This window comes from Streptomyces hiroshimensis, assembly GCF_014650335.1.
GTDB classification, from domain to species: domain Bacteria; phylum Actinomycetota; class Actinomycetes; order Streptomycetales; family Streptomycetaceae; genus Streptomyces; species Streptomyces hiroshimensis.
In genome coordinates this window covers 90107-102960 of the sequence record NZ_BMUT01000002.1, presented here as the reverse complement: position 1 = coordinate 102960, position 12854 = coordinate 90107, and the positions used below count along the sequence as shown (strand labels likewise).

Genomic DNA, 12854 nt, shown 5'->3' with positions numbered 1-12854 from the left:
CCTGCCGGTACCCGGGGCGGCGGCGTCACCGCAGAGCGTCGGCGACCTCCTTGGCCGCCTCCACCACGCGGGGCCCGACACGGTCGGGGATCGAGTCCGTGAGCATCACCACCCCCACGCTGCCCTCGATTCCCAGGACGCCGAGCAGCGGCGCCGCCGCGCCGCTCGCGCCGGCCTCCAGCTCGCCGTGGGTGAGGGCGTAGCCGGGGCCGTCGCCCTCGCCGCGGCGGGCGGCGAGTATGGCCCGGCCCGCCGCACCCCGGTCCAGGGGGTGGCGGAAGCCCGCGCGGTAGGCCACGTGGTAGTCCGTCCACGTCGGCTCGACGACGGCGACCGCGAGCGCCTCGGTGCCGTCGACGAGCGTGAGGTGGGCGGTGGCCCCGATGTCCTCGGCCAGGGAGCGCAGGGCGGGCAGCGCCGCCTCGCGCACCAGGGGGTGGACCTGGCGGCCGAGCCGGAGCACCCCGAGGCCCACGCGGGCGCGGCCGCCGATGTCACGGCGGACGAGGGCGTGCTGCTCCAGCGTGGCGAGCAGGCGGTAGACGACCGTCCGGTTGACCCCGAGCCGGGTGGACAGCTCGGTGACGGTCAGGCCGTGGTCGGTGTCGGCGAGCAGTTTGAGGACGCGCAGTCCTCTGTCGAGCGTCTGCGAGGTCTCCGCTGTCACGACGCCCCTCCTCCGATGTATGGCGGCTCTCGGGGTGGGGTGCGCCGCCGGTCCGCAGCCGGCAGCGCGCGAGGAGAGGCCGCCGGCGGCTTGTCGCTTCTTGCAGCTCTTCTGTACCGGCTGCGCTCCGCGGCGGCGCTGCCACGGGGCGTGTGCGTGACCGGCACCGTAGCGCCGCCGGTCCGCTCAGCGAAAGAGTCTGCCCGCGATCCGGTCAGGGCAGGGCCGATTTACGGATATCGGGGCCGGCGTCCCATCATGCGGACGCCGGCCCCGGTGTCCAGAAGGCGGGGCGGGGGCCCTACTTCATGCGCGTGGCCCACTCGCGCACCTTGCGGATGCGCTCGTTGAGCTGCCCGGCCGTGGCCTCCGCGCTCGGCGGACCGCCGCACACGCGGCGGAGTTCGGTGTGGATGACGCCGTGGGGCTTGCCGCTCTGGTGGACGTAGGCGCCGACCAGGGTGTTCAGCTGCTTGCGCAGCTCCAGAAGCTCCTTGTGGGTGACCACCGGGCGGCGCTCCGCGGGCAGTTCGAGGAGGTCCGCCTCGGCGTCCGGGCGCTTGCGGCTGTGGGCGATCTGCCGGGCCTGCCGCTTCTGCAGCAGCAGCTGCACCTGCTCGGGCTCCAGAAGGCCGGGGATGCCGAGGTAGTCCTGCTCCTCCTCGCTGCCCGCGTGCGCCTGCATGCCGAACTCGGCGTTGTTGTAGAGCACCCGGTCGAAGACGGCGTCGGACTCCAGCGCCTCGAAGGAGAGTTGGTCGTCGCTGCCGGTGTCCTCGTCCTGCTGGCGCTCCGCCTCGGCGAGCTCCTTCTCGGACTCGGCGTAGGGGTCCTCCTCGCCCTCCTTCTTGGGCTTGTCGAGGACGTGGTCGCGCTCGACCTCCATCTCATTGGCGAAGGTCAGCAGGTTCGGGACGGTCGGCAGGAAGACGGACGCCGTCTCGCCGCGCCGCCGCGAGCGCACGAAGCGGCCGACGGCCTGCGCGAAGAACAGCGGCGTGGAGATCGTCGTGGCGTAGACGCCGACGGCGAGGCGCGGCACGTCCACGCCCTCGGACACCATGCGGACGGCGACCATCCAGCGGTCGTCGCCGTGCGAGAAGTCGTCGATGCGCTGGGAGGCGCCGCTGTCGTCGGACAGCACGAGCGTGGCGCCCTCGCCGGTGATCTCGCGGATCAGCTTGGCGTAGGCGCGGGCGGACTCCTGGTCGGAGGCGATCACGAGGGCGCCCGCGTCCGGGATGGACTTGCGCACCTCGGTCAGGCGGCGGTCGGCGGCCCGCAGCACGTTCGGCATCCACTCGCCGCGCGGGTCGAGCGCCGTGCGCCACGCCTGCGAGACGGCGTCCTTGGTCATCGGCTCGCCCAGGCGGGCCGCGATCTCGTCGCCCGCCTTGGTGCGCCAGCGCATGTTGCCGCTGTAGGAGAGGAAGATGACCGGGCGGACGACGCCGTCGCCGAGGGCGTTGCCGTATCCGTACGTGTAGTCGGCGGCGGAGCGGCGGATGCCGTCGTTGCCCTCCTCGTACGTGACGAACGGGATGGGGTTGGTGTCGGAGCGGAAGGGCGTGCCGGTCAGGGCGAGCCGGCGGGTGGCCGGCTCGAACGCCTCCAGGCACGCCTCGCCCCAGGACTTGGAGTCGCCGGCGTGGTGGATCTCGTCGAGGATGACGAGGGTCTTGCGCTGCTCGCTGCGGTTGCGGTGGAGCATGGGGCGCACGCCCACGCCGGCGTAGGTCACGGCGACGCCGTGGTACTCGCGGCCGAGGGGGCCTGCGCTGTACTCCGGGTCGAGCTTGATCCCTATCCGGGCGGCCGCCTCGGCCCACTGCTTCTTCAGGTGTTCGGTCGGGGCGACGACGGTCACCTGCTGCACGACGTGGTGGTGCAGGAGCCAGGAGGCGAGGGTGAGCGCGAAGGTGGTCTTTCCGGCGCCCGGGGTCGCGACGGCGAGGAAGTCGCGGGGCTGCTCCTGGATGTACTTCTCCATCGCGCCCTGCTGCCAGGCGCGGAGCTTGTTCGCGGTACCCCAAGGGGCCCGGCCGGGGAAAGCAGGGGAGAGATGGTGATTGGCGGTGGTGGTAGTCACGGTCTCCGTCGGCGTGGTCGGCGGTCGGCAACCGCGTCAGCCTACCGGTGCCGGGGTTCACGCTCCGGGGTTACGCCCCGGGGTCACCCGAGGGTGGGACCGAGGTCACATCGCGTCCGGCGGGCGCGCGCGGGGTGAGCCGGGTGGCCACGTACGCGCCCACCAGCGCGAACGCCGCCGCTGCCGCGAAGACCGCCGCGAAGGCGTGCGGAGGGGCGGCGGAACCGGCCGTGGCCACGGTCACCGAGCCCCCGCCGAAGGAGACGAAGAGCACTCCCGCCAGCCCGAGCAGGACGATGCTGCCGAGCGCGTCCGCCGTCTGCAGCGAGGCCGCGTTGGTGCCCTCCTCCCCCGGCCGGGACAGCTTCAGCAGCAGCACCGCGCCGCTGGAGATCGTCAGCCCCATGCCGTAGCCGCCGATCACCCAGGACGCGCCCGCCACCCACACCGGCACGCCGTGCACCAGCACCGCGGACATCAGCGCGACGGCGAGCGCCACCAGCACCATGCCGAGGCTCATCAGCCGCTCGCGGTACGGCTCGGCGCGGCGGCGGCTCTGGGTGTACGAACCGAGCGCCCAGGTCAGGCCGCCGCCGGTGAGGGAGAGCCCGGCGAGGGTCGCGGACAGGCCGCGCTCGGTGACGAGCATCAGCGGGATGAACGTCTCCGCCGCCAGGAACGAGCCCTGCGCGATGCCGCGCAGCAGCACGACCGACGGCAGCCCGCGGCCCGCCCGGAAGGTGCCGCGCGGCAGCAGGCGCCGTATGCAGGGCACCAGCAGGGCGAGCCCGGCCACGGCCGGGACGGCGGCGAGGGGGCGCAGGTCCTGGCCCGCGTACTGCAGCAGCCCCGCGCCCGCCGCGACCGCGAGCGCCAGCAGGATCCGGCGGCGGTCCGCCGTCCCCGGCGCGACGGCCGGCGGCAGGGCGCGCAGCGCCGGGAGCATCACGGCGAGCGGCAGCAGGATCAGCACGGGGATCGCCAGGAACACCCAGCGCCAGCCGATCTGCTCGGTGACGGTGCCGGCCACCAGCGGGCCGACGATCACCGGCACCACCCAGGCCGCCGAGAACGAGGCCATGACGGAGGCGCGCAGCCGCTCCGGGTACGCCCGGCCGACCACCACGTACAGGGCCACGATCACCAGCCCGCCGCCGATGCCCTGCACCCCGCGCCCGGCGACGAACATCCACATGCGCTGCGCCGAGCCCGCGATCACCAGGCCGGTGCCGAAGGCGGCGATGCCGGTGAAGAGCGGGACGAGGGGGCCGGAGCGGTCGCACCACTCCCCCGACAGGGTCATCGCGAACAGGCTCGCGGTGAAGAACGCGGAGAAGGCGAAGGCGTAGAGCCCGATGCCGTCGAGGGCACGGGCGGCGACCGGCATCGCGGTGTTGACCGCGCTCGACTCGAAGGCGATGAGCGAGACGACGGAGATGATGCCGAGGGTCAGCGCGCGGTAGCCGGGGCCGAGTACCCCCTCGGCCGGGTCGTGGTGCGGGGCTGCGGCCTGTGGGGCCACGGATTCGGCTGCGGTCATACCGCTTGAGCGTACGGACGGAGTCCGTTTCCGGCGCCTGTCGCGGGGACGAGATCGCGTCGGACTTGGGTCCTAGGTGCGGGTGCGGGTACGGGGGTGCGCGGCGCACGCGCACGAAGCCCATACGAACATGCCCATGTCATAAGCTGCGCGAATCGTCCCGGCCGTCGGAGCCGGGCATCATCACGGGGAATTCACGATGTCTGTTGTGTCCGTTCGGCATGCCGTCGCATCCGCGCTCGTCCTCGCGAGCGCACTCGTCCTGACCGCCTGCGGGCCCGAGGAGGACAAGGGCGCGGGCGGATCGTCGCCGTCGGCTTCGGCTTCGGCTTCGGGCAGTGGAAATGGGAAGGGGCAGGGCACGGGCAAGAGCGACTGCCCGACCCCGAAGCCGGGCCACAAGGTCATCTGGGTCAACAACGTCGAGGGCGCGATGAACAACGTCATCGCCAAGGACACCGAGATGAAGTGCAACCCGTCGATGAACCAGGGCGCCGCCTACCACCCCGTCGGGGAGCTCAAGACGTACTCCCTCGACCCCGCCGCCAAGTTCGTCCTCATCACCAAGGGAGGCGGCGGGAAGATCCCCGGGCCCACGGCGGGCCCGGGGAGCGGCGTCGCCCACGTGAAGACGTGCGCGGACCCGGACGGCAAGCAGTACGACGGCGGGCAGCAGAACGGGCAGCAGAGGACGAAGAACGGGGAGTTCTGCTGGGGCCTGAACTTCTACGACGTCGTCGTGGGCTCGGACAACAAGATCACCGAGATGACCGAGGTGTTCTCCTCGTAGCCCCGCGTAACCCCGCGGCGGGGCCTCGTCGGCGGTCAGGCGGTCAGGTGGTCAGCAGCACACCCCCGTACGAGGCCCCCGCGATCACCACCCACGAGCACAGGCCCAGCGCCGCGACGCGCCCGCCGGTGCGGACCAGCGAGGGCAGGTGGACGGCGCTGCCGAGCCCGAAGAGGGCGGCGGCGAGGAGCAGCTCCTGGGCGTGCTGGGCGGCGTCCAGCACGCCGGAGGGCACCCATCCGGTGGTGCGGACGGCGACCATGGCGAGGAAGCCGAGCACGAACAGGGGGACGAGCGGGGGCCGCTTGCCGGACGCCTTGCCGGACGTCTTCTCGGACGTCGGCACGGAGCTCTGACGACGCTTGCGCACCGAGACGGCAACCGCCGCCACGAGCGGCGCGAGCAGCGCCACCCGCATCAGCTTGACCAGCACGGCGTCGGTGAGCGCCGCGGGCCCGGCGGTCTGTGCCGTGGCCACGACCTGGCCGACGTCGTGGACGCCCGCGCCGACCCAGCGGCCGAACTGTGCGTCGTCCAGGCCGAGCGGGTGGTGCAGCAGCGGCAGGACGGCGATGGCGAGGGTGCCGCACAGGGTCACCAGGGCGACGGACGTGGCCACGTCCTCCTCGTCGCTGCCCGACACTTCGCTGACCGCGCCGATCGCCGAGGCGCCGCAGATCGAGTAGCCGGTGGCGATGAGGAGCGGCTGGTCGCCGCGGAGCCCCAGCCTGCGCCCGAGCCAGAGCGTGCCGGCGAAGGTGGCCGCCACGACGGCGACCACCATGGCGACGGTGGCCCAGCCGAGGCCGAGGACGTCGTCGAGGCCGAGCTTGAGCCCGAGCAGCACGACGCCGATCCGCATGAGCCGCTTGCCGGCCAGGGTGAGGCCGGGCCGGGCGGCGCCGCGCACCCAGCCCCGTACCCGTACGCCCGGCGCGTGGGCCGCGGCGATGCCGAGGACGACGGCGGCGGTGAGCATGGGGACGGCGGGGACGAGCAGGTGCACGGCCCACGCGACGGCCACTCCTGCGGCGGCGGTGGCGAGGCCGGGGAGTGCGCCGGGGAATGCGCCGGGGGCGGGCCGCGTCGGCGCGCTCGTGGGTGTGCTGTTCGTCCGTGCGGTGGTGAGTGCCATCAGAGTTCGTCGGCCGGGAGGTCGTAGACGCGCCGGACGCTGGAGCCCAGGCGGGAGATGTCGGCGCCGTAGATGTGGAGGGAGATCGCCTTGGCCGTACAGGCGTTGCGGACGCGGTGGATGTCGCCGGGCGGCGCGAAGCCGCACACGTCCCCCTGGTGGTTGACGACGTCCTCGGTCGCGACCAGGCGGGCGGTCGTGCCGTCGGGCACGAGCCGGTAGCGGCGCTCGCTCTCGGTGCCCTCGTGGACGCCGGTGACGCACCAGGAGACGTGGTCGTGGACGGCGGTCTGCTGGCCGGGCATCCACACGAGCGCGACGACCGAGAAGCTGCCGTCGTGCTCGGCGTGCAGGATGTGCTGCCGGTAGTGGCCGGGGTCGCCCTCGCGCTGTTCGGCGGTGAGCAGGTCGTCGGCGCCGAGGTGGGCGGCGAGCCGCTCGCCGACCAGATAGGCCGTCGTGTCGGGCGCCAGGCCACGGCCTACGGCTTCCCGGACGTCGTCGACGAGCTGGGAGAGACGCGCGGTCGTCGGGGCTGCTGTGGGGGTGGTCATATCTGCAGGGTCGGGGTGCGGAGATCCATGAGTCCAACGACAGTTCTTTGGCTGGAACCCAACGAACGCTTATGAGTTGAGTGCGCCCTGCGTCGTTTGCATCAGCCGCATCAGCGTCCGATGACGTCGGCATCCGATGGCATGCATCAGCCGACATGCATCAGCTGACATGCATCAGCATCCGACGCGCCGGGCCGCCACCGCCTTCAGCTCGTCCACGACGAGTGCGGTCGCCGGGATCCGCAGATGGTCGCGCAGCACGTAGGCCGAGACCTGGCGGCGCGAGGCCGGGTCGAGCGCCCGCCCGGTGATCCGGTCGTGGCGCATGAAGGACAGCACGAGGCCGGGCATCATCGCGATGCCGAGGCCTTCGGCGACCAGGGACTGCACGACGAGGTTGTCGTCGGTGGTGAAGGCGATGTCGGGCGCGAAGCCGACTTCGGCGCACTCGTGGAGGAAGTTGGTGCGGCAGCGCAGGCAGCCGGCGATCCAGCGCTGCTCGGCCAGATCGGCGAGCTGGACGGCGCGGCGGCGGGCGAGGGGGTGCCCCGTGGGCATCAGGACCATCAGCTGGTCCTCCATGAGCGGTATCTCCACCAGCTCCTCGGGGACCTGTTCGTGCAGGCCGGGATAGGTGAAGGCGAGGGTGATGTCGCACTCGCCGCGCACGAGGCGGCGGAGCGAGTCGGGCGGCTCGCCCTCCAGCAGCTCGACGCGGATGCCCGGGTGGTCGGCGGCGAGCCGGGCCAGCGCCTCCGGTATCAGCGTGGCGCTGGCGCTGGGGAAGGCGCAGACCCTGACACGCCCGGCGCGCAGCCGGGTCAGCGAACTCATCTGCTGCTGCGCGGCCGTGAGGCTGTCGAGGATGGTCTCCGCGTGCCGGGAGAGCGCCTCGCCGGCCTCGGTGAGCCGCATCCGGCGGCCGACGCGGGTGAACAGCGGGGTGCCGACGGCGCGCTCCAGCGCCTTCATCTGCTGGGTGATCGCGGGCTGGGTGTAGCCGAGCACGCGGGCGGCCGCGGAGTACGAACCGGCCGTGACCACCGCGTGGAACGTCTTGATGTGCCGCGAGTCGAACACGCCGGAATCATAAGCGGAATTTGGGATAGCAGGGAGAGAGGCGAGGGGTAGCTTCTGGATCAGCGGGATTAGCGGGCAGATAGGGCAAGGTGGACTTATGCCGCATTACGCATCGTACGACGGAGTGGAACTGAGCTACCGGGTACTGGAGGCGCGCGAGGACCGGGGCGTACGCGAGGGTCAGGGCGCGCGCGAGGACCGGGGCGTACACGAGGACCGGGGCGGGGACACGGGGCGGGGTGGGGACACGGGCCCCGACCCGGACCCGGGGGCGCCGCCGCTGCTGTGCCTGGCCGGCGGCCCGGGCAGGGACGCCGCTTACCTGGGCGACCTCGGCGGACTGGACGCCCGTCACACCCTCGTGATCCCGGACGCCCGCGGCACGGGCGCCTCGCCGCCCTCCCCCGACCCCTCCGGCTACGCCTTCCCGGCCCTCGCCGAAGACCTCGAATCCCTCCGCGCCCACCTCGGCCTGGAGTCGTTCGCCCTGCTCGCCCACGACGCCGCGTGCGCCACGGCCCAGGCGTACGCGGCGCTCTACGGCCACCGCCTCACCCGGCTCGTCCTCGTCACCCCCGGATCACGGCTCCAGGGGCAGCTGCCGGACGACGCCGAGGAGATCTTCGAGTCCCGGGCGGAGGAGCCCTGGTGGCCGGACGCGTACGTAGCCGTCCACACCCTCCCGACGACCGCCGGCATGGACGAGGTCCGCAGCCTCCTCCTCCGCGCCGCCCCCATGGGCTACGGCCGCTGGGAAGCCCCCCAGCGCGCCCACGCCGCCACCGAGCCCGACCAGCTGGGCCCGGTCCCTCGCGCGGGTTTCTGGCAAGGCGTAGACGAACCGGCCCGCGTGGCTCTCCTGGACCGCCTCCGCGAGGTGAAGTGCCCCGTCCTCGTCATCACAGGCGACCGCGACGCCCTGGCAGGCCTCCGCGCAGGCGAACTGGTGGCCGCCTCCTTCCACACGGCAGCCGTCCGCACCCTCCACGGCGTGGGCCACTACCCCTGGGTGGACGAACCGGACCTCTTCCGCCCGGTAGTGGAGTCCTTCCTGACGCGGGGCCACGACCCGGAGGCCCACGAGGGCGGAACCGCGTGAACGCGACATGGCAGTCACATTGCGCCACCCCCAGAACCGTTGCCGCCCCCGGACCCGCCCCGTACGGTGAAACCACTGAGCACAACTTGGCCGTGTGCCCGAGTGGTTGAGGGACTCGCCTGCAAAGCGAGTTACGCCGGTTCGATTCCGGTCACGGCCTCTTCGCCTTACGGCGCGTGATGAGAATGAGGGCGCGTCCGCGCCCCGGTCGGCGTCACTGCGGGCTCCACGCAGAGGCGGGCCAAGCGTATTCATCGAAACCCTGCGGGACCTTCCCGCAGGGAGTGAAGATGCGGACGGCGAGCGTCCCGGTGGGCTGATGCCAGTCCACGTCGACATGGTCGCCGGTTTCCGGGTCCTCGTAACGGAAGCCCATGTCGGAGCCGACGTTCTCCATGGCGAATTTCCAGCCCTGCTGCTCCAATCGCCGCCGCACACGCTCCTGCCCGGCGCGAGCGATGTCCCGCGAGGTATCCGTCACCCGCCACTCGAGTACGAAGCTGCTCACGCCGGGGAGGCCTTGGTCGATGTGACCGATGGACCGCAGCCCGCGGTAGTAGCACGTGCCCGTCCCGACCCCATCGGAGCCCACGTCAGGCCGACCCGGCAGGGCCACCTCCTCGTACACCCGCTGAGCCTGCCCCTTGAGCCGCACCGCGACCTGATCGGGATCAGCGGCCGGATACGGTTCCCCGTTCCACAACCGCCCAGCCGCCGCGTCCATCCAGGTCCCCGCCCCGTACGCACCGGCAGCGAGCAGGACAACGGCGCCGCACAGCAGCAGACGAGCCCAGCGCTTGCCGAGGAGACTGCCGGAGACCCGAAACGAACGCATGCCGTGGAGCGTAAAAGGAAAGCCGCGCAAGGCGCGTGGGCTCAGCTACTCACATCGGGCTGAGTACCGTATTGGGTCGCAGGCCTGCAGACCGGAGGCCGACGTCCGGCTACGAGAGCAGGCGCCAGCCAACACCTGGACCGCAGACTAACGACGGCCGCCACGGCCCAAGCCGCGGTCGCATCCTGCGCCGTAGCTGTCGCCTGGCCACCCGCAATCGCGGCATCCGTCACGGTGCTGGTCCCGCTACTCCCCTGCCGGGCCCTGGATGGCAGAACGTTCGGCACCTGAGCCTTGGCTTAGCGGCTTTCAGGAACCGAACGACACGTCATAGACAATCTCGCACAGGGCGGTCGGCACGACGATGTCCGCCGTCTCGACGGCCTGGCCGTCCTCGCTGTAGTACGTGCGCTGGATCCGGGTCACCAGCGCACCCTTCTGAATGCCGAGGAGGTTGGCCTCCTCGGCATCCGCATGCCCGGGCTCCGGCCGCTCCGCGGCACGGGTGACCCTGATCCCGACCTCGGCCATCCGCCGCACCACGCCTTCACCCGCCAGCGGACCGGCCTCGGGCATCACGACGAGCGAGCCCGCGGTGATGCTGTACGGCTCCCAACTGGTGGACAACTGCACCGGCTTGTCGTTGGCCAGGTACTCGTACGTGGTGCGCACGCAGTAGTCGCCCTCGGGAATGCCGAGTCGCGCGGCGATGTCCGCCGGGGCGGGCACCATGGCGTCCGACCTGCTCTCCCACGTGGCCCGCTTGCCCAACGCCGCCATGTCCGCCTCGAACGCGGAACCGCTCGTCCGCTCACGCTCGGGCGACCGCACGACGCGCACGCGCTCGCGGGGCTCGGCGACGTAGGTGCCCGAACCGGCGCGGCCCGTCAGAACGCCCTCCGCGATGAGCTTCTTCTGGGCTCGACGGACGATGCCGTCGGTTACGCCGCACTCTTCAGCCAGCTGGGCGCGAGAAGGGAGTCGCTCGCCCGGCATCCACTCCTGGTCTTCGATGCGCTTCCGAAGCTCATTAGCGAAACGGAGGTAAGGGGCCTGCTCATGCATATGCAGAATCTAGGGCCCTTACCTCACTCTAGGATCCTAGACTAAGTCTGGTCATCCAGTTTAAGCTGCTAGGCGCGCCCCTACGCCTAGCATGGGGGGGTGATGGAGGGGTGCGTTGTGCCCACACCCTGAAGTTCGCGTCGACGCCATCGCTGCACGACTCTCCGGCGCCGGCTTTACCCCGCGGGTCACCGCTCACCAGACCCACGCACACATCGACACGGAGGTGCCGGACCCACTCCCTCCCGAGTCCTGGCGCGAGCTCTTCGCGGCGCTGGCCATAGGGGACGGGTGGGGAGTTTCCATCGACAGCAAGAGCGGCCGGCTGGCATGGGCCGCTGTGAAAAGAGAGACCCCCGCGGTAGTAGGCGCTACCCGGGGGCGTGGCCGACAGCTTTGAAGGAGCAGATCAGCGTGTTCGAGCATATCCGCCGGGCCGTCACATGGACGAGGAAGCCATCCGCACCGACTCCACCGAAGGAGCGCCCGGAAACGGAGATGACGCCACCGCCGCCCAGGCCCCCGCACCGGCCGTCGTGGCATCAGAACCTCATCCACGCCGAAGAGACCAGCCTCGTCCGCCTGTACCTGCTGACCGACGGAGAACACGCACGCCTCCGGCTCCAGCCGCGCTGGCAGCCGCTCCAGGCGGCCGGGCACTGGCAGATGGCGGAGGCCGGCCGATGATCGCGAGCTCTGCCACGCACACCTTCACATCCGTCAAAGTCACCAGCGACACCATGGAGCCCGGGGACGTCATCGCGATCGGCAACGTGCCGTTCAGGGTGCTGGATGTGACGGAGGTGGGCCGCATGAAGGCGGTCCGCTTCCAGTCCGGGGAACTGATCTACCTCCACCCCGCAACCGAAGTCTCCGCCGTCCGAACCATCCCAACCCAGAACACACCCCAACCCCACCCGCGCTGACCCCACCAACCAGCCCGGCCGAAACACAGCCCGGCCGGGCTGGTGCCACGGGACCTACTTGAAGGACCGAAGCCCTTCACCCCAGCCCATCACTTGGTTGGTCGTTCGGTCTCACTCTCCACCCGAGCCGGCACGGCTCGAAGGGGATCGGCCTCGTCCGGCTCGCACAGGAGCAGTACAGCGAAGGGGATTGCGACGTTGCCTGGCTTCATGTGCGGATTGCGCCAGTGCTCCACAACCTCTTTCAAGACCGAAAGGAACACGGCCACATCCTCCGGGACTCCTGAGAGCAGGCTTGACGAGTTCTCGATCACGACGAGATATCGATCGGCGCGCATCCAGTGGAGGTCGCGCAGACAGTCAGAGAGTGCGTGCCAGTTCCACCCGAAGTAGTCGGGAAACCTAAACCGATCCCAGAACTGCTCGAAGACACCGTCAGTGTCACCCATCTTCGCGCCGTCCAGGCGCCCGACGAACGTCGCACCGGTCGGGGGAAGAAAGTCCATGAGCACCCCAACCGCCGTCCGCGGCAGCACATGCAACCACGGCCCGCTCACACTCCAAAGCCCAGGGCCGCCTATCGCCACCTGCGCCCACCTCCTATCGACTCTGATCCCGGATTCCGTAGAAGTCAAAAATGGCTGCACGCTGCTCTTCGACACTCACAACATCCTCAGGGCCGGCGGGAGCAAGGATGTCCACCGTTTCCTCATTGACCGTCCTCGATGCACGATCAAACTTATAGACATACCTCCCACCCGCCATCTGAGCCTGCATACCAGAACTGGTCACGTCACGACGCGCCCCCTGGCAGCACAGCAAAAGCCCGTCTCGCTCCAAATCCCTCCTGAGTGCCAAGAGGCAGGCGAACAGATTATCCCCCGAATACACGACACCATGGCCGCCGTCCCCGCCTCTGAAAACAGTCAGCCTGCACGGGCGAGCATCAGAAGGTTCCACGCTCACAACCTCAACCAACTCACCGTTGCGCACACAGCCGACCTTCACACGGGCGCTCACGAGGTTCCTTCATGTTTGAGGTTCAGGGGCAACTTGGGCACCGCTATGCCTTTC

General features: G+C 70.8%; 14 protein-coding genes and 1 tRNA gene. 5 read left to right on the top strand and 10 right to left on the bottom strand.

The features are described 5' to 3' along the window. Nucleotides 1-25: 25 nt before the first annotated feature. From IE241_RS05770 to IE241_RS05760, 3 genes are all read right to left on the bottom strand, one after another. Nucleotides 26-667: an IclR family transcriptional regulator gene (locus IE241_RS05770; protein ID WP_190020546.1), complete on the bottom strand. Its 642-nt coding sequence runs from the start codon at nucleotides 665-667 to the stop codon at nucleotides 26-28. A gap of 301 nt (nucleotides 668-968) precedes the next feature. Further along, nucleotides 969-2756 carry a DEAD/DEAH box helicase gene (locus tag IE241_RS05765; RefSeq protein WP_190020545.1) on the bottom strand — a complete coding sequence of 596 codons (1788 nt, stop codon included), beginning with the start codon at nucleotides 2754-2756 and terminating at the stop codon, nucleotides 969-971. A gap of 70 nt (nucleotides 2757-2826) precedes the next feature. Further along, a complete protein-coding gene (locus IE241_RS05760) occupies nucleotides 2827-4296 on the bottom strand; it encodes an MFS transporter (protein ID WP_190020544.1) in 1470 nt (489 codons plus the stop codon). A gap of 208 nt (nucleotides 4297-4504) precedes the next feature. Between IE241_RS05760 and IE241_RS05755 the strand changes: the two genes are divergently transcribed. Continuing rightward, nucleotides 4505-5086 carry a hypothetical protein gene (locus tag IE241_RS05755; protein ID WP_190020543.1) on the top strand — a complete coding sequence of 194 codons (582 nt, stop codon included), beginning with the start codon at nucleotides 4505-4507 and terminating at the stop codon, nucleotides 5084-5086. A 43-nt stretch (nucleotides 5087-5129) separates the two neighbouring features. Here IE241_RS05755 and IE241_RS05750 read toward each other — a convergent pair whose 3' ends face one another. The 3 genes from IE241_RS05750 to IE241_RS05740 all read right to left on the bottom strand — a co-directional run bounded on the left by IE241_RS05750 (nucleotide 5130) and on the right by IE241_RS05740 (nucleotide 7855). Continuing rightward, entirely contained in the window at nucleotides 5130-6221 is a 1092-nt protein-coding gene (locus IE241_RS05750) for a YeiH family protein (protein WP_190020542.1), read from the bottom strand. Then, nucleotides 6221-6775: a cysteine dioxygenase family protein gene (locus IE241_RS05745; RefSeq protein WP_190020541.1), complete on the bottom strand. Its 555-nt coding sequence runs from the start codon at nucleotides 6773-6775 to the stop codon at nucleotides 6221-6223. The genes IE241_RS05750 and IE241_RS05745 overlap by 1 nt, the downstream gene beginning before the upstream one ends. A 174-nt stretch (nucleotides 6776-6949) precedes the next feature. Further along, complete coding sequence (locus tag IE241_RS05740) at nucleotides 6950-7855, bottom strand: LysR family transcriptional regulator (protein WP_190020540.1); 906 nt, start codon at nucleotides 7853-7855, stop codon at nucleotides 6950-6952. 97 nt (nucleotides 7856-7952) lie between these two features. On the opposite strand from IE241_RS05740, the gene IE241_RS05735 reads away from it, so the two are divergent. Continuing rightward, nucleotides 7953-8954 (top strand): alpha/beta fold hydrolase, encoded by a 1002-nt coding sequence (locus IE241_RS05735; RefSeq protein WP_190020539.1) that lies wholly within the window; start codon nucleotides 7953-7955, stop codon nucleotides 8952-8954. A gap of 88 nt (nucleotides 8955-9042) precedes the next feature. After that, nucleotides 9043-9114: transfer RNA gene (locus IE241_RS05730), tRNA-Cys, on the top strand. Nucleotides 9115-9168: 54 nt separating this feature from the next. Here IE241_RS05730 and IE241_RS05725 read toward each other — a convergent pair. Both IE241_RS05725 and IE241_RS05720 read right to left on the bottom strand, forming a co-directional pair. Then, a complete protein-coding gene (locus tag IE241_RS05725; protein WP_190020538.1) occupies nucleotides 9169-9789 on the bottom strand; it encodes a hypothetical protein in 621 nt (206 codons plus the stop codon). Between the two features lie 309 nt (nucleotides 9790-10098). After that, nucleotides 10099-10854: a GntR family transcriptional regulator gene (locus IE241_RS05720; RefSeq protein ID WP_190020537.1), complete on the bottom strand. Its 756-nt coding sequence runs from the start codon at nucleotides 10852-10854 to the stop codon at nucleotides 10099-10101. A 498-nt stretch (nucleotides 10855-11352) separates the two neighbouring features. Here IE241_RS05720 and IE241_RS05715 point away from each other — a divergent pair, with 498 nt between their 5' ends. Together IE241_RS05715 and IE241_RS05710 are read left to right on the top strand one after the other, a co-directional pair. Next, a complete protein-coding gene (locus IE241_RS05715; RefSeq protein WP_190020536.1) occupies nucleotides 11353-11541 on the top strand; it encodes a hypothetical protein in 189 nt (62 codons plus the stop codon). Then, nucleotides 11538-11780 (top strand): hypothetical protein, encoded by a 243-nt coding sequence (locus IE241_RS05710; protein WP_190020535.1) that lies wholly within the window; start codon nucleotides 11538-11540, stop codon nucleotides 11778-11780. Before IE241_RS05715 ends, IE241_RS05710 begins: the two co-directional genes overlap by 4 nt. 89 nt (nucleotides 11781-11869) lie before the next feature. Here IE241_RS05710 and IE241_RS05705 read toward each other — a convergent pair whose 3' ends face one another. Beyond that, nucleotides 11870-12337 (bottom strand): barstar family protein, encoded by a 468-nt coding sequence (locus tag IE241_RS05705; protein ID WP_229898841.1) that lies wholly within the window; start codon nucleotides 12335-12337, stop codon nucleotides 11870-11872. Between the two features lie 43 nt (nucleotides 12338-12380). Then, nucleotides 12381-12800 carry a hypothetical protein gene (locus tag IE241_RS05700; protein ID WP_190020534.1) on the bottom strand — a complete coding sequence of 140 codons (420 nt, stop codon included), beginning with the start codon at nucleotides 12798-12800 and terminating at the stop codon, nucleotides 12381-12383. Nucleotides 12801-12854: the final 54 nt, after the last annotated feature.